The organism is Faecalibacterium prausnitzii, assembly GCF_003287405.1.
Lineage (GTDB): Bacteria > Bacillota > Clostridia > Oscillospirales > Ruminococcaceae > Faecalibacterium > Faecalibacterium intestinale.
On the sequence record NZ_PRLD01000005.1, the window covers coordinates 50443 to 74673 of the forward strand.

Consider the following 24231-nt stretch of genomic DNA (forward strand, 5'->3'; position numbering starts at 1 on the left):
TGTGCAGAGCAAAGCGGAGCACATTTTAATTGTTTTCCACCAGCGGCAGGGTGAAGATCTGGTTCACCACCACCTCGTACTCCCACGGCTCCCGCAGCTTTTTCAGCTGTTTTTCCAGCTTTTCTGCCCCGGCAAAGCAGTGGATGAGGTAGAACCAGTGCCCCTTCATCCGGCTGATGGCGCAGCCCGCGCTGCCGAACAGTTCAGTGTAGCCGTGGTACAGGTCGGTCAGGTAGCCCCGCAGCTCCTCTTTGGCGGCGGGCGCACCGCCCCGCGCCCTGCGGAAAAGCGCCGGGTCTGCGATCAGCCCGCGCCCCACCATGATGCCGGACAGGGCGGGAAACTCTTCTTCCAGCGCGTGGAGCTGGGCGGCGGTGGTCACATCGCCGTTGTAGCACACCGGCATGGTGCACCGGGGCAGCGCAGCCGCAAAGGCGGCGCGGTCGGCCTGTCCGCGGTACTGCTGCCGCATCACCCGGGGATGGATGGTCAGCTCCGAGATGGGGTAGCGATTATAAATTTCCAGAATGGCGGCAAACTCTTCCGGCTTCTCCACACCCAGCCGGGTCTTGACCGAGACAGGCCCCTCGGCGCGGGAGAATACCCCGTCCAGAAAGGCGTCTACCTTGGCCGGGTCCCGCAGCATCCCGGAGCCCTTGCCCTTGGCGGTCACCGTCCCGGCGGGACAGCCCAGATTCAGGTTCACCTCAGTATAGCCCAGCGCCCGCAGCTGCCCGATCATCCAAGCAGCCAGCTCGCCGTCCTTCGCCAGCAATTGCGGGATGACCGGTGCACCGGGGTTTGCCGCCGGGGCAAGCTCTGCCATCTTCTTTTTAATGAGCACCCGGTTCTCCGGCGGGGAGATAAACGGCGCATAATAGCGGTCGGCAGCGCCTTGTGCGCCGAACCATTTCTGATGGGTCTGCCGCCAGACCCGGTCTGTAAACCCCTCCATGGGGGCAGCATAATAAAGCATGGGCGTTTCTCCAAACGTTTTTGTTACCGGTATTGTAGCATAAAATCGGGTGAGGGGAAAGGGGAGAAAGTACCCCGTAAGCGTCCTCGCCCTCTCCGTCACGGCTTGCGCCGTGCCACCTCTCCCAAAGGGAGAGGCTCTGGCGTAACCGCAAACTCTGCACTTTAACCGGAAACTTTTCCGCCATGCCAAGGGCTCTCCCTTTGGGAGAGCTGGCGCGTAAGCGCCTGAGAGGGCGAGCCCGCTACCCGACGCGCATTCAAATCGTCCTGTTCCCAAACAAAAACTCCCGCCCTGCGGGGTGCAGAGCGGGAGAGGAGAGTTTTTGGAGATTATTCAGCAAACAGCGGGGTGGACAGGTAACGGTCGCCGGTATCGGGCAGCAGGACAACGATGTTCTTGCCTGCGTTCTCAGGGCGCTTTGCCAGCTGGATGGCGGCCCAGACGGCAGCACCGGAGGAGATGCCTACCAGCACGCCTTCCTTGTGGCCAATCAGACGGCCGGTGGCGAAGGCATCGTCGTTCTCAACGGTGATGATCTCGTCATAGACGGTGGTATCCAGCACGTCCGGCACAAAGCCTGCGCCGATGCCCTGAATTTTATGTGCACCGGCAGTGCCCTTGCTCAGCACAGGGGAGGAGGCGGGCTCCACAGCCACTACCTTGACGGCGGGGTTCTTGCTCTTGAGGTACTTGCCAACGCCGGTCACGGTGCCGCCGGTGCCAACGCCTGCCACAAAGATATCGACCTTGCCGTCGGTATCTTCCCAGATCTCGGGGCCGGTGGTCTCGATGTGTGCCTGCGGGTTAGCGGGGTTCACGAACTGGCCGGGGATGAAGGAATTGGGGATCTCCTTTGCCAGCTCATCGGCCTTGGCAATGGCACCCTTCATGCCCTTGGCACCCTCGCTCAGCACCAGCTCGGCACCGTAAGCCTTCATCAGCTGGCGGCGCTCCACGCTCATGGTCTCGGGCATCACGATGATGATGCGGTAGCCCTTGGCAGCTGCCACAGCAGCCAGACCGATGCCGGTGTTGCCGGAGGTGGGCTCAATGATGACGGAGCCTTCCTTCAGCAGACCCTTGGTCTCGGCGTCGTCGATCATCTTTTTCGCAATGCGGTCTTTCACAGAACCAGCGGGGTTGAAGTACTCCAGCTTGGCAATAACGTGGGCGGGCAGCTGCTCTTCCTTCTCGATATGGCTGAGCTCCAGCAGCGGGGTGTGACCGATCAACTGATCTGCGGCGGTATAGATTTTGCTCATAATACTTGTCCCTCTTTCTGGTATCGTTACGGGGTATATGACCCTGTTTTGCGCCGGTGTGCCCGGCTGTGATTCCCTCTAAACCTTTAAACCAACATTCTTTGTGGGTTTGATGGCATTATAGCCCTGTTTTCCCTGCTTGTCAAGGGTTATTTTGAAAAAAGTGGGATTGAAAAGTGATTTACCCTGTTGTATAATGGGTTATATTAAAATTTGACCGGAAGGAAGTACGGATTATGATCGTTTCGACCAAAGGACGTTATGCGCTGCGGGTGATGATCGACCTCGCGGAGCATCAGTCTGAAAAATATGTTCCCTTAAAGGAAGTAGCCGCCCGGCAGGAGATCTCGGAAAAGTATCTGGAGAACATCCTCAAGGTGCTGGTGCAGAACGGCTTTCTGGAGGGGCTGCGCGGTAAGGGCGGCGGCTACCGGCTGACCCGCAGCCCGGATCAGTACACGGTAAGCGAGATCCTGATGCTCACCGAGGGCAGTCTTGCCCCGGTAAGCTGCCTGACCCCCGGCGCTTCTGCCTGCGCCCGGATGGCCAACTGCCGCACCTACGAGATGTGGAAGGGGCTCAACGACCTGATCTCGGACTACTTTGGCAAGATCACGCTGGCAGACCTTGCCCTGCCGGATCAGGCCGGCAACGATTATGTGATTTGAGGACATTATCGTGTTTGAGCAATTTCGATGGGATTTTCGTAGCCCGGAGGAACGGGGAGACGCTGGAGAAAACATTATTTATAATGCCCTGAACAAAGTCCACGGTCGTAAAGCTCTTTTGCCGAATTGTTATATCCCGGTAGGTCAAAAAGGAACAACTGAGATTGACATGGTCTTTCTGCACGAGTCCGGACTTTATGTAATCGAATCCAAAAATTACAGTGGCTGGATTTTCGGCAATGAAGAGCAAGAGCATTGGACGCAATGTCTGAGGGGAAAATTTCATACAACGCAAAAGTACTCCTTTTATAACCCTCTCCGGCAGAATGAGACGCATATTTGCGCATTGATGGAACTGCTGAAGGATGATACTGTCCCATACTATTCCTATGTAGTATTTGGAAACAATTGTGAACTAAAGAACATTCAGCTCACAAGCGGAAAGCATCATGTGACCTATGCCCTATATCTCCGAAGGGATATTGAGTATAATGCTCGGTGTACAGGCACTCAGCTATCAGATGAGAAAATGAATGCACTTTATGCAATACTTGTGAATTTCACAGAAGCAAGCGGCTGGCAAAAAGACGCCCATATAAGAGACGTTCAGGCAAAGCAATATCCAGTCGTTCAAGCGGATGGAACTTGGACTTGTCCGCGATGCGGCGGACAGCTTGTTATGAGGGTAGCTCAACGAGGAAATCACGCAGGGCAAACCTTCTGGGGATGCTCGAATTACCCACGCTGTCATTTTACCTATCAGGAATAATTGATTCTGCGCACCGGCCTTGGCCCGGTGCGTTTTTTTGTACAGTTCTGCGCAAAAGGTGCAGAACTTCTTGGCAAGATTTACGGTTGATGGGACGGGCAGTCCGCGGTATACTTTTACTTTGTGTGAGACAGAAAATTCCGGGCAAAAAGCCCGTTGTCTGTTCGTTATAAGACCATAAGACCAGAAAGGGGAGTTCTGACACGAAGTATATTTTTCAGTTCGGGCGCATTCTCGCGTTCTGTTTTCTGGGCGAGGTGCTGCACGTGGTGCTGCCGCTGCCGGTGCCTGCCAGTGTGTACGGTCTGGTGCTGCTGCTGGCAGCCCTGACCGCCGGGATCGTAAAGCTGGAGCAGGTCAAGGAGACCGGCACCTACCTGACCGGTATTTTTCCGCTGCTGTTCGTGCCCGCTGCTGCGGGCATCATGGAGCTGTGGGCAGAGATGGGACAGCTGCTGCTGCCCATCCTGATCGCCATTCTGCCGGTGACGGTGCTGGTGATGGCGGCGGCAGGCCGCACCACGCAGGCGCTGACCGCCCGCAATAAAAAGGGGGAGGCCGACCATGACGGAACTGCTGAATAACTTTTTGACCGGCTCTGCGGCCTGGGGCGTGCTGCTTACGCTGGCGGCCTTTGGGCTGGGTGCGCTCATCAACCGGGTGACCGGCAAGGCCATCTTTAACCCGCTGCTGCTGGGCAGTATTTTTATCATCGTTTTTCTGTCGGTGTGCAATATCCCCTATGGGGACTATAAAACCAGCGCCGCGCCGGTAAGCTATCTGCTGCTGCCCGCTACGGTGGCGCTGGCAATCCCGCTGTATGAAAAGCTGGACCTGCTCAAAGAGAACGCGCCCGCCATCATTGCGGGCATTTCGGTGGGCACGCTGGTCAGTCTGGGCAGCGCCTTTGCATTGGCACTGGCGATGGACCTGACCCAGGAGCAGTACGCCACCCTGCTGCCGAAGTCTGTGACCACCGCCATCAGCATGGACGTGGCAGCAGAGCTGGGCGGCATTGCCGCCCTGACCGGTGCCATCGTCATCGTTACCGGCATCGTGGGCGCACTGCTGGCCGAGACCGTGTGCAAGCTGTTCCACATCACCGACCCCATCGCCAAGGGCGTGGGCATCGGCACGGCAGCCCATGCCGTGGGCACCAGCAAGGCACTGCAGATGGGCGAGGTGGAAGGTGCCATGAGCGGCCTTTCCATTGCCGTAGCCGGTGTGCTGACCGCCGTGCTCTGCCCGGTGTTCGTGGGCTTTATCCAGTAAAACGGGCGTGCGGAAAAAGCGCTTTTCCGTGCAAAGCAGCCGTCCGGGCAGACCGGGCGGCTGTTTTGTCAATCGGATGTATCTGTATAAAAGGGGCGTTGTATTTTACAACAGCCCCTTTTTTTGCGCGGCAGACTGTGCTATACTATAATAGCATTGGTGCGTGCCGCAAGGGCAGCGAGCCGGTGCGTTTTACCCAAGGTAGCGTATCCCGGGCAAGGTGCACGGAAAAGGCTGTCTTTTGAAAAAAGGATAAAGAGGTCATTTATTATGCTTACTGCAATTACGGGTATCAACTGGGGCGATGAGGGCAAGGGCCGCATGGTCGACCTGATCAGCCAGGAGTACGACATCGTTGCACGGTATCAGGGCGGCAACAACGCAGGCCATACCGTTAAAAACGAGCGCGGCAAGTTCGTGCTGAACCTGCTGCCCTCCGGCATCCTGCGCCCCAATGTCGTCTGCGTCATGGGCAACGGCATGGTCATCGACCCGCATCATCTGGACGGCGAGATCAATAAGCTGCGCGAGCAGGGCATTAAGATCACCCCGGAGAACCTGAAGATCTCCGACCGCGCAACCATCACCATGCCCTATCATGTGGAGCAGGATGGTCTGGAGGAAGCGCGCCTGTCCAAGACCGGCGCACAGTTCGGCTCCACCAAGCGCGGCATCGCCTACGCTTACGGCGACAAGTACATGAAAAAGACCCTGCGCATGGGCGATCTGCTGCATCTGGACGACGCCGTGAAGAAGCGTCTGGTCACCATGGTGGATTCCAAGAATCTGGTCATGGAGGGCAGCTACAACGCAGCGCCCATCAGCGTGGATGAGATGTGGAACTGGCTCGAAAAGTATGCCGCCATCTTCAAGGACTATATCTGCGATGTGGGTCAGTATCTGGCCGATGCCGATGCAGCCGGCAAGAAGGTGCTGTTTGAAGCACAGCTGGGCGCACTGCGCGACATCGACTTTGGCATCTACCCCTACACCACCTCCTCCAACGTCATCGGTGCTTATGCACCCATCGGCGCCGGCATCCCCGGCCACAAGCTGCACAACTCCATCGGTGTCATGAAAGCCTACTCCTCCTGCGTGGGTGACGGCCCCTTCGCCGCCGAACTGGCCATGACCGAGGAAGAGAAGCACGCCCTGCGTGAGGCCGGCCACGAGTACGGCGCAGCTACCGGACGTCCCCGCCGCGTGGGCCCCATCGATCTGGTGGCAAGCCGCTACGGCGTGTTCTGCCAGGGCTGCGATGAGGTCGCTCTGACCCTGCTGGATGTGCTGGACTACATGGAAAAGATCCCCATGGTCACCGCCTACAAGCTGACCGACGGCACCACTACCACCCGCTTCCCCATGGGTGAGGCACTGGATACCGCACAGCCTGTGGTGGAGTATCTGCCCGGCTGGCACTGCGATATCACCGCAGCCCGCAAGTGGGAGGATCTGCCCCAGCAGGCCCGCGATTATGTGGAGTATCTGGAAAAGGCTGTTGGCTGCAAGATCACCTATATCTCGGTGGGCGCAGAGCGCGAAGCCTACATCCACCGCGGCTGAGCTGCCGCCAAAAGCAGCCCCTGAGTTTCAGAAAAGGAAGCGTCACAGATGTTTGATATCATTACCGACAGCGCCTGCGACCTGACGCTGGACACCGCCAAGCAGCTTGGCATCGAGGTCGTGCCCTTTTATGTATCGCTGGACGGCGAGCATTACCACAAGGAAGGGCTGGAGATCCCCGTGCGGGACTTCTATCAGTTCATGGTAGATAACCCGGCGGCCTATCCCAAGACCAGTCTGGCCTCCATCGAGGACTTTGAAAAGACCTTCCGCGCACACGCCGAGGCGGGTCGGGATGTACTGTGTCTGGTGTTCACCGGCAAAATGAGCGGCTGCGTGGGCAGCGCCCGCAACGCCCGGGATCTGGTGCTGGAGGACTACCCCGATGCCCGCATCGAGGTCATCGACTCTGCCGCCGCCACGGTGACCGAATCCACCATGGTGGAAAATGCCGTGGCCATGCGGGACGCAGGCTGCACCTTGGACGAGACTGTGACTTGGCTGGAAGCCGAAAAATCCACCAACCAGATCTTCTTCACCGTGGGTGATCTGGACTACCTCATCAAGGGCGGGCGCATCGGCAAGGTGACCGGCCGCGCCGCCAATATGCTGGGGCTGAAGCCCATGATCCTGTTCAAGGAGGGCGAGATCTTCTCCGGCGGCGTGGCCCGCGGCCGGCAGAAGAGCTTTGAAAAGGCACTGGAACAGCTGATGAACTATCTGGATGCCCACGGCGGCACCCCGGACGACTACCGCATTACGGTGGGCTACGGTTACGATGCCGACGAAGGCAAGCGTCTGTGGATGCAGACCCGTGCCGCCCTGCGCGCCAAGTACCCCGGCGCACAGTGTGAGGTAGGGCTGTTGCAGATCGGCTGCACCATTGCGGTGCACACCGGCCCCTATGCACTGGGCATGGGCGTCATGCGCCGCTGGAAAAAGCAAAATTGATAAGCAGGAATGCCCGCCGGAGGACGATTTAAAATGCCCTCCGCGTTGCTCTGGGCATGATTCAAGGAACTCTATTTTTATATTTGAAAATCGGGAAGATCTGCGGATCTTCCCGATTTTCTTTTCACGGGAGAGATGCAGCTTATCTTTACGACCCTTCTCGTGAAAACGAAATACAGCCAAGCCCGCAGGCTTGGCTGTATTTCAAAATAAAAATATTTTTCCGCTGAAAATATCCAGAGCGTAAGCGGAGGATATTTAAAATCGTTCCGCTTACAGCAGCGGGATGCCGGCCTTGGCGCAGGCTTCGCGGGTGGCCTTGTCCCACACGCTGGCCTGAACCTCGCCGATGTGAACGCTGCCCAGCAGCAGCATACACAGGCGGCTCTGGCCGATGCCGCCGCCAATGGTGTAGGGCAGTTCGCCAGCCAGCACTGCCTTGTGGAAGGGCAGGGCGCGGCGGTCGTCGCAGCCTGCCATGGTCAGCTGCCTGTCCATGCTCTCCGGGCTGACGCGGATGCCCATGCTGCTCAGCTCGTAGCTGCACTGCAGCGGGTCGTTCCAGAACAGCAGGTCGCCGTTCAGATCCCAGTCATCGTAGTCCGGGGCGCGGCCGTCGTGGGGCTTGCCGCTGCGCAGCGGTGCACCGATCTTCATCAGGAAGGTGGTGCCGTTCTCCTTGACAAAGGCGTTCTCCCGCTCCTTCGGGGTCAGATCGGGGTACTTGTCCTCCAGCTCCTGCGTGGTGACAAAGGTCACGTTGGGGGTGTGCAGGGGCAGATCCTGCAGCTGGGGGAACATGGCGTGCAGGTTCATCTCGGTGGCGCACACCGCAGACACGATGCAGCGCACTACGTTTTTCAGGTAGGTCTCGTTGCGGTCCTCCACCGTGATGATCTTTTCCCAGTCCCACTGGTCCACATAGACCGAGTGGAGGTTGTCCAGCTCCTCGTCCCGGCGGATGGCGTTCATGTCGCAGTACAGACCCTTGCCCACGCGGAAATCGTAGTCCTTCAGTGCCTGACGCTTCCACTTTGCCAGCGACTGCACCACCTGTGCTTCGGTGCCGCTGTCCTTGATGTCAAAGGTCACCTTGCGCTCCACGCCGTTCAGGTCGTCGTTCAGGCCGGTGGAAGCCTCCAGAAACAGCGGTGCAGATACGCGGTACAGGTTCAGCGTAGCGCACAGGGTATCGGCAAACAGCCGCTTTACCGTGCCGATGGCGCGCTGGGTGTCGTACAGGTTCAGCGCGGGTTTGTAGTTTGCCGGGATGATGATCTTGCTCATAACGTTTACCCCTCATTCTGTGTGGTTTGCGCCCCGCTTTCCCGAGCCGGGGCGTGGCTTTTGCAAAGCCGGAATACTGCACCCATTATGGCACAATTTTTTACGAAAGTAAAGTGATAGCAGGAAAAAGCAGTTCCGAAACGCCCAAGGGCGTTTCGAAACTGCAAATCAAACTATTTTTCCGTTTACCCGCCCAGATAGGCGCTGCGGACGCGCTCGTTGGTCAGCAGCTCAGCACCGGTGCCGTCCATGACCACGCGGCCGGTCTCCAGCACATAGGCGCGGTCGGCCACCGAAAGCGCCATCTGCGCATTCTGCTCCACCAGCAGGATGGTCATGCCCTCCTTGTGGATGTCGCGGATGATGTCAAAGATCTCCTGCACCAGCAGCGGCGAAAGACCCATGGAAGGCTCGTCCAGCATCAGCATGGAAGCGTTGCTCATGAGCGCACGCCCCATGGCCAGCATCTGCTGCTCGCCGCCGGACATGGTGCCCGCCAGCTGCTTACGGCGCTCCTTCAGGCGGGGAAACAGGGTGAACACCTTTTCCTTGTTGGCGGCAATGGTGGAAGCGGGCTGGGTGTACGCGCCCATGTCAAGGTTCTCGTCCACCGTCATGTGCAGGAACACATGGCGTCCCTCCGGCACCTGTGCAAGGCCGCTTTCCACGATCTTGTGGGCGCGCACGCCTTTGATGCTTTTGCCCTTGTACAGCACATCGCCGGTGCGGGGCTTCAGAAGGCCGGAAATGGTTTTCAGGGTGGTGGATTTGCCCGCGCCGTTGGCACCGATCAGGGTGACGATCTCACCCGCATTGACAGTGAAAGAGATATCCTTTACGGCGTGGATGTTGCCGTAGTAGACGTTGATGCCGTCCACCTTCAGTAATGTATCAGCCATGGCTCAGCCCTCCTTTTTGCCCAGATAGGCCTCGATGACCTGCGGGTTATCGCGGATCTCGTCCGGGGTGCCCTTGGCGATGATGCGGCCGAAGTTCAGCACCGCAATGCCCTCGCAGATGCCCATGACAAGGCTCATATCGTGCTCGATGAGCAGCACGGCAATGTTGAACTCGTCGCGGATGCGGCGGATGGTCTCGGTCAGCTCGGCCGTCTCGGAGGGGTTCATACCGGCGGCAGGCTCGTCCAGCAGCAGAAGCTTCGGGCCGGTAGCCAGTGCGCGCATGATCTCCAACCGGCGCTGTGCGCCGTAGGGCAGGCTGCCGGCCTGTGTATTGGCAAGGTCTGCCATGTGGAAGATGTCCAGCAGTTCCAGCGCACGCTCGGTGCACTTTTTTTCCTCTTTCCAGTAGTTCGGCATCCGCAGCAGGGAGGACGCCAGATTATACTTCATAGACTCGTGCAGACCCACCTTGATGTTATCAATGACGCTCAGCTCCTTGAACAGGCGGATGTTCTGGAAGGTACGCGCCACGCCCATGCGGTTGACCTGATAGGTCTTTTTCCCGGCGGTGGGCATCCCGTCGATCAGGATGGAGCCGCGGGTGGGCTGGTAGACGTTGGTGAGCAGGTTGAACACGGTGGTCTTGCCTGCGCCGTTGGGGCCGATCAGGCCGGCGATCTCGTTGCGGCCGATCATCAGGTTAAAGTTGTCCACGGCGGTCAGACCGCCGAAGTCGATACCCAGCTCACGCACGTCCAGAATGGGCTTTTTGTCCTTGTCGCGGTCGGTCAGAAAACCGCCGGAGGGCACACTGTGCAGTCTGGTCTTGAACTCACTCATGGTCAGCGGCCTCCTTTTTGGTATGTTTGCGGAACAGTTCGCCATTCATGGCCTTTTCCACGATGCGGCTCAGGGAGAAATCGTAGCTGCCCAGCAGTCCGCCCGGACGGAAGATCATCATCAGCACCAGCACCAGCGAATAGACCACCATGCGGTAGCTCTCAAAGCTGCGGGTAGCCTCGGGCAGGATGGTCAGCACGGTAGCGGACAGGATGGAGCCCAGCATAGAGCCCATGCCGCCCAGCACCACCATGACCAGAATTTCGATGGACTTCATAAAGCCGAAGGTAGAGGGATCCAGCACGCCCAGATAGCAGGCGTACAGGCCGCCCGCCAAGCCTGCAAAGGCGGCGGAGAAGGCAAAGGCCATCACCTTATAATAGGTAGTCTGGATGCCGCAGCTCTCGGCGGCGATCTCGTTGTCGCGGATGGCCAGCACGGCGCGGCCGTGGCGGCTCTTCATCATGGCGTGGATGAGGAAGCAGGTGATGACCACGCACAGGAATACATTCCAGTAGTTGGAGTACTTGGGGATGTTCTTCAGGCCCTTTGCGCCGTAGAACAGCTTGAAGCCCAGCACATCATCAATGTTGTTCAAGGTGATGCGGATGATCTCGCCAAAGCCCAGCGTCAGGATGGCCAGATAGTCGCCGGTCAGGCGCAGGGCGGGGATGCCGATGAGCACCCCGAACAGCCCGGCCATGATCCATGCCAGCACCAGACCGATAACAAAGGCAACGCCTTTGGGCAGGTTGGAATACTTCGTAAACAGCGCGCAGGTGTAGGCACCCACGGCCATAAAACCGGCGTGACCCAGCGGCAGCTGCCCCAGATAACCGGTAGCAACGTTCAGCGAGACGGCCAGAATAATGTTGATGCCCACGGTCAGCAGCACCTTGTTCTGGTAGGTGGACAGCACATTCTGGGTGAGGAAGGAAAGCCCCACGAACAGCAGCGCCACCAGCACGGCGTTCATCAGGTAGCGCACGGGCATTTTGATGGTTTTACGGTTGGTTTTCATCGTTATGCCCCCTTACACCTTTTCCTGCACCTTGCGGCCAAGGAAGCCCGTGGGCTTGACCAGCAGCACGATGATCAGAATTGCAAACGTAACAGCGTCCTTCCAAGCGGAAAGGCCGATGGCGGAAACAAAGCACTCGCACAGGCCGATGGCAATGCCGCCGATCATGGCGCCCGGAATGGAGCCGATGCCGCCCAGCACGGCGGCAACGAAGGCTTTCAGACCCAGCATGGAGCCCATGGTGGGGGTAGCCTGCGGGTAGGAGCAGCAGTACAGCACGCTGCCGATGCCCGCCAGCGCCGAGCCAACGGCAAAGGTAAAGGAAATGGTGCTGTTGACGTTGATGCCCATCAGGCGGGCAGCATCCATATCCTCCGAAACGGCGCGCATGGCCTTGCCAAGCTTAGTCTTTTGCACCAGAAAGGTGAGCACCAGCATGGACAGCACGGTGACCACCAGCGTGATGATGGAGGTAAGACCCAGCGGCACCTTGCCCAGATGGAAGGTCTGGTTGGTGTAGTAGGCGGGGATCACCTTTGCACCCGAGCCGAGGATCAGTTCTGCCGTGTACTCCAGAAAGAAGGAGACACCAATGGCGGTGATCAGCAGCGAGATGCGGGGTGCGCTGCGCAGGGGGGTGTAGGCGATTTTTTCGATCACCACGCCCAGCAGCGTACAGGTGATGATGGTGGCGCACACAGCGGTGACCGGGCCAAGACCCAGCTGGTTCATGACGAACCACGACATGTATGCGCCCACCATGATGACATCGCCGTGGGCAAAGTTCAGCAGCAGGATAATGCCGTACACCATGCTGTAGCCCAGTGCGATCAGTGCATAGATGCTGCCAAGGGACAAGCCGTTGATCAGCTGGCTAAAGAACACTGTCATGGTTGGATACTTCCTTTCTTTGCGGCGTTTACACTTTTTGATATAAAAAACGGAGAACGCCTGACCAGAAAAAAGCTGTTCCGGCGTTCTCCAGAAAATCATGGGGTTTGCTCTGTGCGGGCGGCTCCATCACCGGTGGATGGAACGGCGCAGATCAGAACATTTCCTTCAGCACGGGGGTTGCGCCGTCGAAGCACAGGATAGCAGTCTGCTTGACGGGGTTGTGGTGCTCGTCGAAGGTAAAGGTGCCGGTGATGCCCTCGATGGTGCCGCCGGCAATGGCATCGATGACGGCCTGCTTGTACTCGTCAGAGCCAGCCTCGAGACCCTGCTCCTCAGCTGCCTTGATGCCGTACACAACGGTCATGGCTGCATCGTAGCCCAGAGGTGCAAAGCCGTTGGGGTACTCCTCGCCGTACTCGGCCTTGTAGGCGTTCTCAAAGTCGGGATTGGAGCCCTTTGCGTAGTTTGCGCAGAAGTAAGCATCCTTCAGCTGGTCGGCGGTAGCGTAGCCCTCCAGACCATCCCAGCCGTCGCCGCCCAGGAAGGGAACGGTCAGGCCGACGCTCTCGGCCTGCGCAAGGATCTGACCAATTTCCTGATAGTAGTTGGGGCAGAACACTACCTCGGGACCCTTGCCCAGAATGGTGGTCAGCTGGGTCTTGTAGTCCACATCGCCCTCGGAGTAGGTCTCCTGATCGACAACGGTGCCGCCCAGGCTCTCGAACTCGGTCACGAAATTCTCGGCCAGACCCTCGTTGTAGTCAGCGCCCTTCTGGAAAATAACGGCTGCCTTGGTGTAGCCCAGCTTCTTGTAAGCGTAGTCAGCCATCTTGATGCCCTGGAACGGGTCGGTGAAGGTTGCACGGAACACGTTGGCGTTCACGGTGTCGGTCTCGGCATCGTAGGTGACAGCCTCGGCAGTAGCGGAAGCGGTGACCATGGGCATATTGTAATCGGCGCTCTCAGCGGCGACAGCCAGCGTCGGGGTGGTGGTAACATCGCCCACCAGAGCGGTGATGCCCTGATCCACCATCTTGGTAAAGCAGGTAACAGCCTGCGTAGCATCGCCCTGCTCGTCCATGGTGATGATCTCCAGCTGCTTGCCGTTGACACCGCCATCGGCATTGACCTGCTTCATATACAGGCTTGCGCCGTTGATAACAGCCAGACCGTAAACGGAAGCATCGCCGGTCATGGGGCCCAGAACACCCACCTTGATGGTGCTGCCGGAAGCAGCAGCGGAACCGGCAGCAGAAGAAGCGGCCGTGCTTGCGGAAGAACCGCCGCAGGCAGTCAAAGCGCTTGCTGCGGCAACAACACCGGCAGCGGCCATGAACTGACGACGAGTGATCATCTTTTTCATAAAAATCTCCTCCTTCGGAGTGTTCTATAAAATAAATTGATAAAAACGGAAGCAAGGCCCTTCCCCTCTAAAAGCGGCCTTGCTCCTGTTCTTGTCTGTTATTATAGCTATCTGGGTTCAAATCCGCAATTCACAAACCGTCCATACTTTTGGACGCATTTTCTCGGCTTTGTTGATACTTTATACAAAAATTAGAGCACGATTTTGTGCACTATTTCAAATTGTTCATTTTGTTTATCTGTGAGATGAAACAGATTCACGGATTGCGAAATGGTTACAGGGTTTCCATCTCGGCGTCGGCGGCAAATTCGGCCTCGGCGCGGATCTCTGCGGCTTGTCCCTCAGCCTCGACAGCGGCCAACGGCTCTGCCAGTGCCTTGCGGATGGCGGTGACGTAGAACACCATGGAAAGCACCGTGCCGATGCACCAGCCAACAGGCCATGCCATCCAGATGCCGGTGGAGCCCAGCGCGGTGGCGCTGAGCACGGCGGCAATGCCCACGCGCAGGATCAGGTCGGTGAAGGTGGCGATCATGAACCGCACCATCAGGCCGCAGCCGCGCAGGATGCCGTCTGCCACTAGCTTGACCGATACCACAAAGTAGAAGGGAGAAAGAATGCGCAAAAACAGCATACCGGTGTCAATGGCAGGGCCCTGCGGGTCGTTCATGAACAGCAGCAGCAGGAAACGGCCAAAGAAGAAGTACAGCACCACCAGCGGCACGCACAGCAGCCACACCAGATTGCGGCCTGCGCCAAAACCTTCCTTGACGCGGTCCATCTTGCCTGCACCCATGTTCTGGGAGGTGTAGTTGGAGATGCCGTTGCCCAAGGTGGTAAAGGAGGTGATGACCATGTTGTTCAGCTTGACGGCGGCAGAATAGCCTGCAATGACGCTGGCACCAAAGGTGTTGATGATGCTCTGCAGGATGATGTTGCCCACCGAGACAAAGCTCTGCTGCAGGATGCTGGGTATAGCCACCACGGCCACCTTGCCCAGCATATTCCACGAGAACAGCTGCACATGACCCTCGGTGTGGAAGGCGCGGATGCGGCGGAACACCACCACCATGGCCAGCACGCAGCTGACACCCTGACACAGGAAGGTAGCCCATGCCACACCGGCAATGCCCATCTTGAAACCGGCGACGAACAGGATGTCCACGCCAATGTTGGACAAAGAAGAGACTGCAAGGAAGTAGAAGGGGGTCTTACTGTCGCCAAGGGCAGAGAAGATGCCGGTGGCAATGTTGTAGAAGAACATGAAGGGCAAGCCCAGAACGTAGATGTCCAGATACAGCGCAGAGCCCGCAAGGATCTCCTCCGGGGTGTTGATGAGCTCCAGCAGGGCATCGCAGCCAAACAGGCCAATGCCCATCAGCACCGCGCACAGCACGGCAGAGCCGATGAGGGAGGTGTAGACCGAGGTCTTCATCTCGCCGTATTCCTTTGCGCCGAAGTAGCGGGACACGATGACCGAGCAGCCGATGTTGCAGCCAAAGGCAAAGGCGATGAAGATCAGGGTGATCTCGTAGCTGTTGCCCACCGCAGCCAGCGCGTTCTCACCGATGAACTTGCCTGCCACCAGACTGTCGGCGATGTTGTACAGCTGCTGGAAAATGATGCTGCCGAACATGGGCAGACAGAATTGCCACAATACCTGTGACGGCTTGCCCACCGTCAGATCCTTATTCATTGCAAAAATCCTCCTCTATAACGACTATAAATGGGAAAACGGCGTAAATGCCGCAACCAGTATAGAACCGAACTGCCAAAAAGTAAAGAGAATTTTTGGTATATCTGCCATATAAAAAACACATGGTAAGCATAACGTATCCCCACTGCCGCAAAGGGGCAGACTGTAAACGGGTTTTCCACGGCGGTTTGCGCTCCTGTTAAAAATTTAGGGCCGCAAACATCCGCCCGGGCTCTTGCACCGGGGCGCAAAGCGTGGTAGGATATTGATGGTTAGCTATATATAACCATCTAAATAGAGCAGTTCCCCGTCTGCCCGCCCGGGCAGTATGGGAGAAAAAATGATATTCAGGAGGGTTTCAAGATGAATTATCTGGAAATTGAAGCTGTTGTAGGCCGCGAGATTCTGGACTCCCGCGGCAACCCCACCGTGGAAGCCGAGATCACGCTGGCGGACGGCACGGTGGCGCGCGGCTGCGCCCCTTCCGGTGCATCCACCGGCGAGTTTGAGGCGCTGGAGCTGCGGGACGGCGACAAGAGCCGCTACTTGGGCAAGGGCGTGACCAAGGCGGTGGAGAACATCAACACGGTCATTGCGGACGCAGTTGTGGGCATGGATGCTTCCGACATCTACGCCATCGACGCCGCCATGATCAAGGCAGACGGCACCAAGGATAAGTCCAATCTGGGTGCAAACGCCATTCTGGCGGTGTCCATTGCAGCCTGCCGCGCAGCTGCCGCTTCGCTGGAAATGCCGCTGTACCGTTTTCTGGGCGGCGTAAACGGCAACCGCCTGCCCGTGCCCATGATGAACATCCTGAACGGCGGCGCACACGCCACCAACACCGTGGACACGCAGGAGTTCATGATCATGCCGGTGGGCGCAACCTCCTTTAAGGAAGCGCTGCGCTGGTGCGCCGAGGTGTTCCATGCGCTGGCTGCTATCCTGAAGTCCAAGGGTCTGGCTACCTCCGTGGGCGATGAGGGCGGCTTTGCGCCCAACCTTTCCAGCGACGAGGAGACCATCGAGACCATTCTGGCTGCCATCGAAAAGGCGGGATATGTGCCGGGCAAGGACTTTATGCTGGCGATGGATGCCGCCGCTTCCGAGTGGAAGAGCCCCAAGGGCAAGGGCTTCTACAAGCTGCCCAAGGCGGGCACCGAGTTCACCTCTGCCGAGCTGATCGCACACTGGAAGAGCCTTGTGGAAAAGTACCCCATCATCTCCATCGAGGACGGTCTGGACGAAGAGGACTGGGAGGGCTGGCAGCAGATGACCCGCGAGCTGGGCGGCAAGGTGCAGCTGGTGGGCGATGATCTGTTCGTGACCAACACCGAGCGTCTGGCAAAGGGCATTCAGCTGGGTGCGGGCAATGCCATCCTGATCAAGCTGAACCAGATCGGCTCTGTCTCCGAGACCCTGGAGGCCATCAAGATGGCGCACAAAGCCGGTTACAACGCCATCAGCTCCCACCGCTCCGGCGAGACCGAGGACACTACCATTGCGGACTTGGCTGTGGCGCTGAACACCTGCCAGATCAAGACCGGTGCACCCAGCCGCACCGAGCGTGTGGCAAAGTATAATCAGCTGCTGCGCATTGAGGAGCAGCTGGGCGAAAGCGCCGTCTACCCCGGCATGGAAGCATTTTAAGTAAGACGATTTGGAATGCCCTCCGCGCTGCTATGGGCATTTTCAGCGGAAATAGTATTTTGGATTTGTTGCTCAGAAACGCCTGCGGGCGTTTCTGAGCAACTTTTTCATGGGAAGGGGTCGTAAGGCAGACGGCAGCTGCGAATAATTTCAGCGGGCTCGCCCTCTCCGTCACCTACGGTGACACCTCTCCCAAAGGGAGAGGCCTTGGCAAAGAGATGAAGTTTGCGTGGACTGCCAAGGGCTCCCACTTTGGGGGAGCTGGCATCGCGCAGCGATGACTGAGAGGGCGAGGATGCTGACCTTGTGCAATAGAAACGATTTGAATTGATTCTTCCCAATATTTACCACCATGGTATTTGCAATCCTGCGGCGGGCTGGTTCGTATATAAGGCAGACCGACACCCGACAGCAGCCGGGACGGAATGATAGCAATTCAACTTTTTAATGCAACGGCAACAGCGTTGAATTGCATGGCGCAAATATGCTGTTTGAATGTTGCACTGATTTCTTGACTTGCGAAAAACGAAAGGAGCAAACCTTCCATGTTTCAAGGCCTTGGGCCGCTGCTCAACCTTTTGGGCGGCGGCAGCTTGACTAAGCTGCTTCTGTTTTTGCTAAAGGGGCTGTTCGGCTGAAACGGACGGTCTGAAAGGAGAATACCATGCTGATCGTATTGGAGCATCTGCTGGGTCGGATCAATCTGCCCGGTATGTGGTGGATCATCGCAGAGCGCTGGCTGTGAGGTGACACCCCGCAAAGCCGCTGCACTTTTTGTGCGGCGGCTTTTTTGCTGCGCGGAACGATTTCACTAGGCTCGCCCTCTCCGTCAGTTCGCTTCGCTCACTGCCACCTCTCCCAAAGGGAGAGGCCTTGGCATGGCGGAAAAGTTTCCGGTCAAACTGCAAAGTTCGTGGTTTCGCCAGAGGCTCTCCCTTTGGGAGAGCTGGCAAATCCGCAGGATTTGACTGAGAGGGCGAGCCCGCTGCCCTTGTAACTTTTTCTGATACATTTTACTTGCCACCCCATTGGCAAAATTGGCAAAAAATGCTTGCATCTAGGCGGTTTTGATGATAAAATTACACTGTTACAGTACGCCCAAAATCGGGGCATCATAGGAAGGTAAATTGCGGCAACAGGGTGTACCGCGTGCTGTCAAGGTGCGGTACACAGAGAAAGAGACAGGGAAAACCAGATGGAAACAGGCGAGACGATAAAAAAAGGACTTCTGCGGCTGGAACGCTATGCACAGAATATACCGGGTGGTTTTCACTGCTGCGCAGAGGACCCGGAAAACGGCTATCCGTTTGCTTATATCAGCGACCGTTTTCTGGAGATACTGGGCTGGGAGCGGGCAGAATTTGCGGCAAGGTTCGATAACCGCTATACAGCGCTGGTACACCCGGATGATCTGGCGGACGGGCTGCGCTACCGGAACGCAGAAAACAGCGCGACTTACGCACAGGAGGGCGACAACATCTTCCGGATGTTGGGCAAAAACGGCTACCGCTGGGTCTCCAGTGCTGCCAACCGGGTGGAATGGCGCGGCGATGGCTATATCGTGGGCACTATCACGGATATCACCCCCTATATGGAGCTGCGGGAAAAGCTGGAACAGCAGAACCGCACCCAGCGGGAAGCACTGGAAACCGCCAACCGCAACCTGCTGCGGATGATGCAGCAGATGGAGGAGCAAAAGACTCAGTTTGCCCAGACCACCGCTCGGAATATGGAAAAAGAAGAGCGCTACCGGCAGCGGCTGAACCATGACGCTTTGACCGGCACCTACAACCGCCGCTATTACGAGGATGTGGTGCGCAATAACATCGGCCCGGCGGGCATTGCCCTGATGGATATCGACGATTTCAAGATCTGCAACGATACCTACGGCCACCACGCCGGAGATCTGGCACTGGAAACCGTTGCAAAGGCCATCCGCAGCTGTATCCGGGAGACGGATCTGCTGATCCGCTACGGCGGCGATGAATTTTTGCTGGTGCTGTCCGGCATCCCGGCAGATTACCTCAAGACAAAGCTGGAGCAGATCCGCGATGCCGTGCAAAAGGCTGTGGTGCCGGGCTACCCTCACTTCCGGCTTTCGCTGAGCATCGGCGGCGCGATGCAGACCCTTGCCGACCCCATGGAGAATGTGGTGCGCCGGGCAGACCTTTTGATGTATCAGGCCAAGAACCACAAGGACGCGGTGGCGGTGGACACACAGGACAGCCGGTTGGCGGCTCAGGAGCAAGTCTTGGAGGAAAAGCCCGTCATCCTGCTGGTGGACGATGCCATGATGAACCGCATGATGCTGACCGGCATTCTGGGCGGGGACTACCGTATTCTGGAAGCCGGGAACGGCAAACAGTGTCTGGAGCTGCTGCGGGAAAAGGCGGGGCAGATCTCGCTGGTGCTGCTGGATATCAATATGCCGGTCATGGACGGCTTTGAGGTGCTGCGCACCATGAACACCAACCACACCATCGAGGATGTGCCGGTGATCATGATCTCCAGCGACGACTCGGAAGAAGCCATCCGCAAGGCGTATGAGCTGGGCGCAAGCGATTACGTTAGCCGCCCCTTTGACGCCAAGATCGTCTACCGCCGGGTGGTCAACACCATCAAGCTGTATGCCAAGCAGCGGCGGCTGGTGCAGATGGTGTCCGACCAGATCCGCGCCCGCGAAAAGAACACCGATGTGCTGGTAGGCGTGCTGAGCCAGATCGTGGAGTTCCGCAACGGCGAGTCCGGCTCTCATGTGCGGCACATCCGCGTCATCACCGAGACGCTGCTGCACCGGCTGATGGAGCTGACCAGCCGCTACGACCTGACCCCGGAGCAGCAGGATGATATCCCGCTTGCGTCGGCGCTGCACGATATTGGCAAAATAGGCATTGACGAAGCCATCCTGAATAAGCCCGGCAAGCTGACCGCAGAGGAATTTGCGGTGATCAAGACCCACAGTATGCTGGGCGCAGAGATGCTGCAAAAGACCGAAAGCTTTGCAGACCAGCCGCTTTTGCAGACTGCCTACGAGATCGCCCGCTGGCACCACGAGCGCTGGGACGGCAAGGGCTACCCGGACGGGCTGAAAGGGGACGATATCCCCATCAGTGCGCAGCTGGTCTCCATGGCGGATGTGTACGATGCGCTGACCAGCGAGCGGTGCTACAAAAAGGCGTTCCCGCACGAGACTGCTGTCCAGATGATCACAAACGGCGCGTGCGGGGCGTTCAACCCGCTGCTGATCCAGTGCCTGCTGGATGTGCAGGGGGAACTGAAGCAGGATATTTTACAATGGTAATGTGAGGAAAATTACGCGTGACAAACCAGAGATCCAACCATAAAATACCCCGCCGCACCTTTTTAAAAGTGTGCGCGGCGGCAGCGGCAGCCGGGCTGACCGCCTGCGGCAAAACGCAGGCGGCGGCAGCACTGCCCGAACTTACGGTGGGCAGCGATTCCTACCCGCCTTTTGTTTACCTGAGCAATGACAGCACCCCCACCGGCATTGATGTGGACATTGCCACCGAAGCCTTTGCCCGCATGGGGTATGCGCTGCAGATCGAGATCATTGACTGGGAGCAGAAAACCAATCTGGTGGAAAGCGGCGCCATCGACTGCATCTGGGGCTGCTTTTCCATGGACGGGCGGGAGCAGCTGTACCGCTGGGCAGGGCCGTATATGACTAGCCGTCAGGTGGTGGCGGTCAATGCGGACAGCGGCATTGAAACGCTTGCCGACCTTGCGGGCAAGACCATGATGGTGCAAAGCACCACCAAGCCGGAGGAAATTTTCCTTGCCGGTACTGACCCCCGCATCCCGCAGCTGGGCGAAGTGCTGAGCACCGAGGACCGCAGCGTGCAGTACGCTATGCTGAACTGCGGCTATGTGGACGCCGTTGCCGCCCACGAGACTGCCATTTTGCAGTATATGCAGGATTGCAATGCCGATTTCCGCATTCTGGAAGAGCCGCTGCTGGTCACCGGCATCGGCGTGGCTTTTGCACTGAACGACACCCGCGGGCTGGACGAACAGCTGACCAAGACCTTTGCCGCCATGCGCGCCGATGGCACGATGAAGCAGATCGTAGGCAAGTATCTGCCGGACCCGGAAAAATATCTGGAGGTGGACGCCCTTGAACCGTAAAAAGAAAACGTTCACTCCCAATATGCGGATGGCGGCGCTCTATCTGCTGATGGGCGTGCTGCTTTTGCTGACAGTGACCCTCTTCTCCGGGCAGGAGTCCATACGTGCTACCGAGGATTACTTTGCCCGCACCATCAGCTTTGTAAAGGTGCAGTCCACCAGCTTCGAAAAACATAACGACACCATCACCGCAAAGGCGCTGCGCCGGATGGCGGTGGCGGTGCGGCAGCTGGCTGAAAATGATGCCTTAGACCTCTACGACCCCGAAAGCCTCCGGGCAGAAACGGAGTCCCTCTGGCTTACCGGCATTGCCGTACTGGACGAAAACGGAAAAGCACTGTGTGAATATACAAGTGGTAATGTTAGCTATGCGCAGTTTGCGGAGTCGCTGCGGGAGAAAGCCGCGCTGAACGTGCTGCAAAACCCGCAAAAGACCTATCTCAAGCGCATTCTGTTACAGGATGGCACGGCGGTGGATGTTGCCACCCACCGCGCCGCAGCAGGGGATGCCATACTGCTGGCTTACCGGGTGACCCCGCCGGAGTTTGTGGAGGGCGCAGCCCTGTCCATCCAGAGCGTGCTGGACGGCTACCCGCAGGACATCAGCGGCACCATCTTTATCGTGCAGGATAACAAGGTGATCGCCGCAAACGACCCGAGCCTCATCGGACTGTACACCACGAACAGCCCGCTGGTGCAGGGCATCCGCAAGGCCGGTGCGCCCGATACCTTGACCCATACCCACGACTGGGCAAATTCCGGCTGTTATTTTGGGATGTACAGCAACGGACAGAATTTTGATCTGTATATCTATATCAACGAAAAAGCGGTGTTCCGTAATTCCAGCAGTACACTGCTGGCAACGCTGATCCTTTATCTGATCTTTGTGGCAGTGCTGCAAACGCTGCGCCATCGCTCCATAAAGGCTGCGGAGCAGCAAAAGCGGGAGCAGAAATACCATGCCCAGCTGGAGGAGCAGAACCGCAAGCTGGAAAAGGCTGTCCGGCACGAGGCAGCGGCAAACCGCGCCAAGCGGGAGTTCTTGTTCAACATGAGCCACGACATCCGCACCCCGATGAACGCCATCATCGGCTTCACCTCGCTGGCGGCGACCCATATTGATAATAAGGAACAGGTGCTGGACTACCTGAAAAAGATCTCCACTTCCAGCCAGCACCTGCTCTCCCTCATCAACGATGTGCTGGACATGAGCCGCATCGAGAGCGGAAAAGTAAAGATCGAGGAAAAGGCGGTGCATCTGCCGGATCTTGTGCACGATGTGCGCTCCATCATCCAGCCCAACATCAGCTCCAAGCGCCTGTCGCTGTTCATCGACACCATGGACGTGGTGGACGAGGACATCATCACCGACCCGCTGCGGCTGAATCAGGTACTGCTGAACATCCTTTCCAATGCCATCAAGTTCACCCCCACCGGCGGCATGGTGAGCATCCGCATCGCCCAGAAGCCCGGTGCGCCCAAGGGCTGCGGCAACTACGAGTTCCGCATTAAAGACAACGGCATCGGCATCAATAAGGAGTTCCAGAAGCATATCTTTGAGGAGTTCACCCGGGAAGAGAATTCTACTGTCAGCGGCATTCAGGGCACGGGTCTGGGCCTTTCCATCACCAAGAATATCGTAGACCTGATGGGCGGCACCATCACCCTTGAAAGCGAGCCGGGCAAGGGGAGCGAGTTCATTGTGAATCTCTGCTTCCCCCTCAGCGGGCAGAAGGCGGAGATCAAGCAGCTGCCCCAGCTGGAAGGGCTGCGGGCGCTGGTGGCAGATGACGACACCAACACCTGCCTGAGCGTCAGCACCATGCTTTCCAAGATCGGGATGCGCCCGGAGTGGACCATCTCCGGCAAGGAAGCGGTCATCCGCACCAAGTACGCCGTGGAGCAGGGCGATGCTTTCAGCGTGTATATCATCGACTGGCTCATCCCGGATATGAACGGCATCGAGATCGTGCGGCAGATCCGCAAGGTCATCGGGGACAGCTGCCCCATCATCATCCTGACCGCCTACGACTGGGCGGATATCGAGGAAGAAGCGCGCGCCGCCGGTGTGACCGCCTTCTGCGAAAAGCCGCTGTTCCTCTCGGAGCTGCGCAAGGTGCTGGCAGAACCCTTCCGGGTGCAGCCGGAGCAGACGCCCGCCCAGCAGCCCAAGGTGGACTTCAGCGGTAAGCACCTGCTGCTGGTGGAGGACAACGCCCTGAACCGGGAGATCGCCATAGAGATCTTAAAGGAAGCGGGCTTCCTTGTGGACACCGCCGAGGACGGCGTTGAAGCGGTGGAAAAGATGGAACAGTCCGCGCCCGGGCAGTACGACCTGATCCTGATGGACATCCAGATGCCCCGCATGGACGGCTACGAAGCCACCCGGCGCATTCGCGCCCTGCCCGACCCCCGCAAGGCGGGCGTCCCCATTTTTGCCATGACTGCCAACGCCTTTGAGGAGGATAAGCAGAACGCCTTGAATGCGGGCATGAACGGCCACATCGCAAAGCCGCTGGATATCCCGCACCTGCTGAAGGTGCTGGAAGAAGCGCTGAAATAAGACGGAAAAGGGCAGCGGGCTCGCCCTCTCCGTCTGCTCACTTTGTTCGCATCCACCTCTCCCAAAGGGAGAGGCCTTGGCAAAGAGATGAAGTTTGCGTGGACTGCCAAGGGCTCCCACTTTGAGGGCCGACTTCCCCCGGCCGGGGGAAGATGTCGCGCAGCGACAAAAGGGGGAATCTGGCATCGCGCAGCGATGACTGAGAGGGCGAGGACGCTAAAAATAAAGCATCGGCAACCAATTCGCTGAGTTTCTGAAATTCAGCGGCGAAGGCTGCCGGTGCTTTTTTGTTTTATCCCGCTGGACAGAAAAGCATGGTTTTGCGTCTATTCTGCAAACTTTTTGTGAACCCTATTGACAAAGCAGGTGGACAGGAGTATATTCTTAGCAGTCGAGCAGATAGAG

At 57.9% G+C, this 24231-nt stretch carries 19 protein-coding genes; 10 read left to right on the forward strand and 9 right to left on the reverse strand.

Annotated elements, in window-relative coordinates; genetic code table 11:
• Window positions 1–25: 25 nt before the first annotated feature.
• Together C4N24_RS06420 and cysK are read right to left on the reverse strand one after the other, a co-directional pair.
• Entirely contained in the window at window positions 26–976 is a 951-nt protein-coding gene (locus tag C4N24_RS06420; RefSeq protein WP_112090758.1) for a tRNA dihydrouridine synthase, read from the reverse strand.
• Between the two features lie 332 nt (window positions 977–1308).
• Complete coding sequence (gene cysK, locus C4N24_RS06425; protein WP_112090759.1) at window positions 1309–2241, reverse strand: cysteine synthase A; 933 nt, start codon at window positions 2239–2241, stop codon at window positions 1309–1311.
• Window positions 2242–2477: 236 nt separating this feature from the next.
• Here cysK and C4N24_RS06430 point away from each other — a divergent pair, with 236 nt between their 5' ends.
• The 6 genes from C4N24_RS06430 (at window position 2478) to C4N24_RS06455 (ending at window position 7464) form a co-directional block, all read left to right on the forward strand.
• A complete protein-coding gene (locus C4N24_RS06430) occupies window positions 2478–2909 on the forward strand; it encodes an RrF2 family transcriptional regulator (RefSeq protein WP_005922796.1) in 432 nt (143 codons plus the stop codon).
• A 10-nt stretch (window positions 2910–2919) separates the two neighbouring features.
• Entirely contained in the window at window positions 2920–3678 is a 759-nt protein-coding gene (locus C4N24_RS06435) for a nuclease-related domain-containing protein (RefSeq protein WP_112090760.1), read from the forward strand.
• Window positions 3679–3926: 248 nt separating this feature from the next.
• Window positions 3927–4262, forward strand: a complete 336-nt coding sequence (locus tag C4N24_RS06440) for a CidA/LrgA family protein (protein WP_278320364.1) — start codon at window positions 3927–3929, stop codon at window positions 4260–4262.
• Complete coding sequence (locus tag C4N24_RS06445) at window positions 4243–4950, forward strand: LrgB family protein (protein ID WP_112090762.1); 708 nt, start codon at window positions 4243–4245, stop codon at window positions 4948–4950. Before C4N24_RS06440 ends, C4N24_RS06445 begins: the two co-directional genes overlap by 20 nt.
• Window positions 4951–5220: 270 nt before the next feature.
• Complete coding sequence (locus C4N24_RS06450; RefSeq protein WP_112090763.1) at window positions 5221–6513, forward strand: adenylosuccinate synthase; 1293 nt, start codon at window positions 5221–5223, stop codon at window positions 6511–6513.
• A gap of 48 nt (window positions 6514–6561) precedes the next feature.
• Window positions 6562–7464 (forward strand): DegV family protein, encoded by a 903-nt coding sequence (locus tag C4N24_RS06455; RefSeq protein WP_112090764.1) that lies wholly within the window; start codon window positions 6562–6564, stop codon window positions 7462–7464.
• A gap of 273 nt (window positions 7465–7737) precedes the next feature.
• Here the strand turns inward: C4N24_RS06455 and asnA are convergent, their stop codons facing one another.
• From asnA to C4N24_RS06490, 7 genes are all read right to left on the reverse strand, one after another.
• Window positions 7738–8751, reverse strand: a complete 1014-nt coding sequence (asnA, locus tag C4N24_RS06460; protein ID WP_112090765.1) for an aspartate--ammonia ligase — start codon at window positions 8749–8751, stop codon at window positions 7738–7740.
• Window positions 8752–8936: 185 nt separating this feature from the next.
• Window positions 8937–9650 carry an ABC transporter ATP-binding protein gene (locus tag C4N24_RS06465; protein ID WP_112090766.1) on the reverse strand — a complete coding sequence of 238 codons (714 nt, stop codon included), beginning with the start codon at window positions 9648–9650 and terminating at the stop codon, window positions 8937–8939.
• Window positions 9651–9653: 3 nt separating this feature from the next.
• On the reverse strand, window positions 9654–10493 hold the full coding sequence (locus C4N24_RS06470) for an ABC transporter ATP-binding protein (protein WP_112090767.1): 840 nt from the start codon (window positions 10491–10493) through the stop codon (window positions 9654–9656).
• On the reverse strand, window positions 10486–11514 hold the full coding sequence (locus C4N24_RS06475; protein WP_112090768.1) for a branched-chain amino acid ABC transporter permease: 1029 nt from the start codon (window positions 11512–11514) through the stop codon (window positions 10486–10488). Before C4N24_RS06475 ends, C4N24_RS06470 begins: the two co-directional genes overlap by 8 nt.
• 12 nt (window positions 11515–11526) lie before the next feature.
• Window positions 11527–12405: a branched-chain amino acid ABC transporter permease gene (locus C4N24_RS06480; protein WP_055185517.1), complete on the reverse strand. Its 879-nt coding sequence runs from the start codon at window positions 12403–12405 to the stop codon at window positions 11527–11529.
• A gap of 154 nt (window positions 12406–12559) precedes the next feature.
• Entirely contained in the window at window positions 12560–13771 is a 1212-nt protein-coding gene (locus C4N24_RS06485; protein WP_112090769.1) for an ABC transporter substrate-binding protein, read from the reverse strand.
• Window positions 13772–14045: 274 nt separating this feature from the next.
• The gene (locus C4N24_RS06490) at window positions 14046–15467 is read right to left on the reverse strand and encodes an MATE family efflux transporter (RefSeq protein ID WP_112090770.1); all 1422 of its coding nucleotides are present in this window, start codon (window positions 15465–15467) and stop codon (window positions 14046–14048) included.
• Window positions 15468–15830: 363 nt separating this feature from the next.
• On the opposite strand from C4N24_RS06490, the gene eno reads away from it, so the two are divergent.
• The 4 genes from eno (at window position 15831) to C4N24_RS06515 (ending at window position 23826) form a co-directional block, all read left to right on the forward strand.
• Window positions 15831–17117, forward strand: coding sequence for a phosphopyruvate hydratase (gene eno, locus C4N24_RS06495; RefSeq protein WP_112090771.1), 1287 nt, complete (start codon window positions 15831–15833; stop codon window positions 17115–17117).
• Window positions 17118–18312: 1195 nt separating this feature from the next.
• A complete protein-coding gene (locus C4N24_RS06505) occupies window positions 18313–20418 on the forward strand; it encodes a diguanylate cyclase (protein ID WP_112090772.1) in 2106 nt (701 codons plus the stop codon).
• A gap of 17 nt (window positions 20419–20435) precedes the next feature.
• Complete coding sequence (locus C4N24_RS06510) at window positions 20436–21263, forward strand: substrate-binding periplasmic protein (RefSeq protein ID WP_242983203.1); 828 nt, start codon at window positions 20436–20438, stop codon at window positions 21261–21263.
• Window positions 21253–23826 carry a hybrid sensor histidine kinase/response regulator gene (locus C4N24_RS06515; RefSeq protein WP_242983204.1) on the forward strand — a complete coding sequence of 858 codons (2574 nt, stop codon included), beginning with the start codon at window positions 21253–21255 and terminating at the stop codon, window positions 23824–23826. The genes C4N24_RS06510 and C4N24_RS06515 overlap by 11 nt, the downstream gene beginning before the upstream one ends.
• Window positions 23827–24231: the final 405 nt, after the last annotated feature.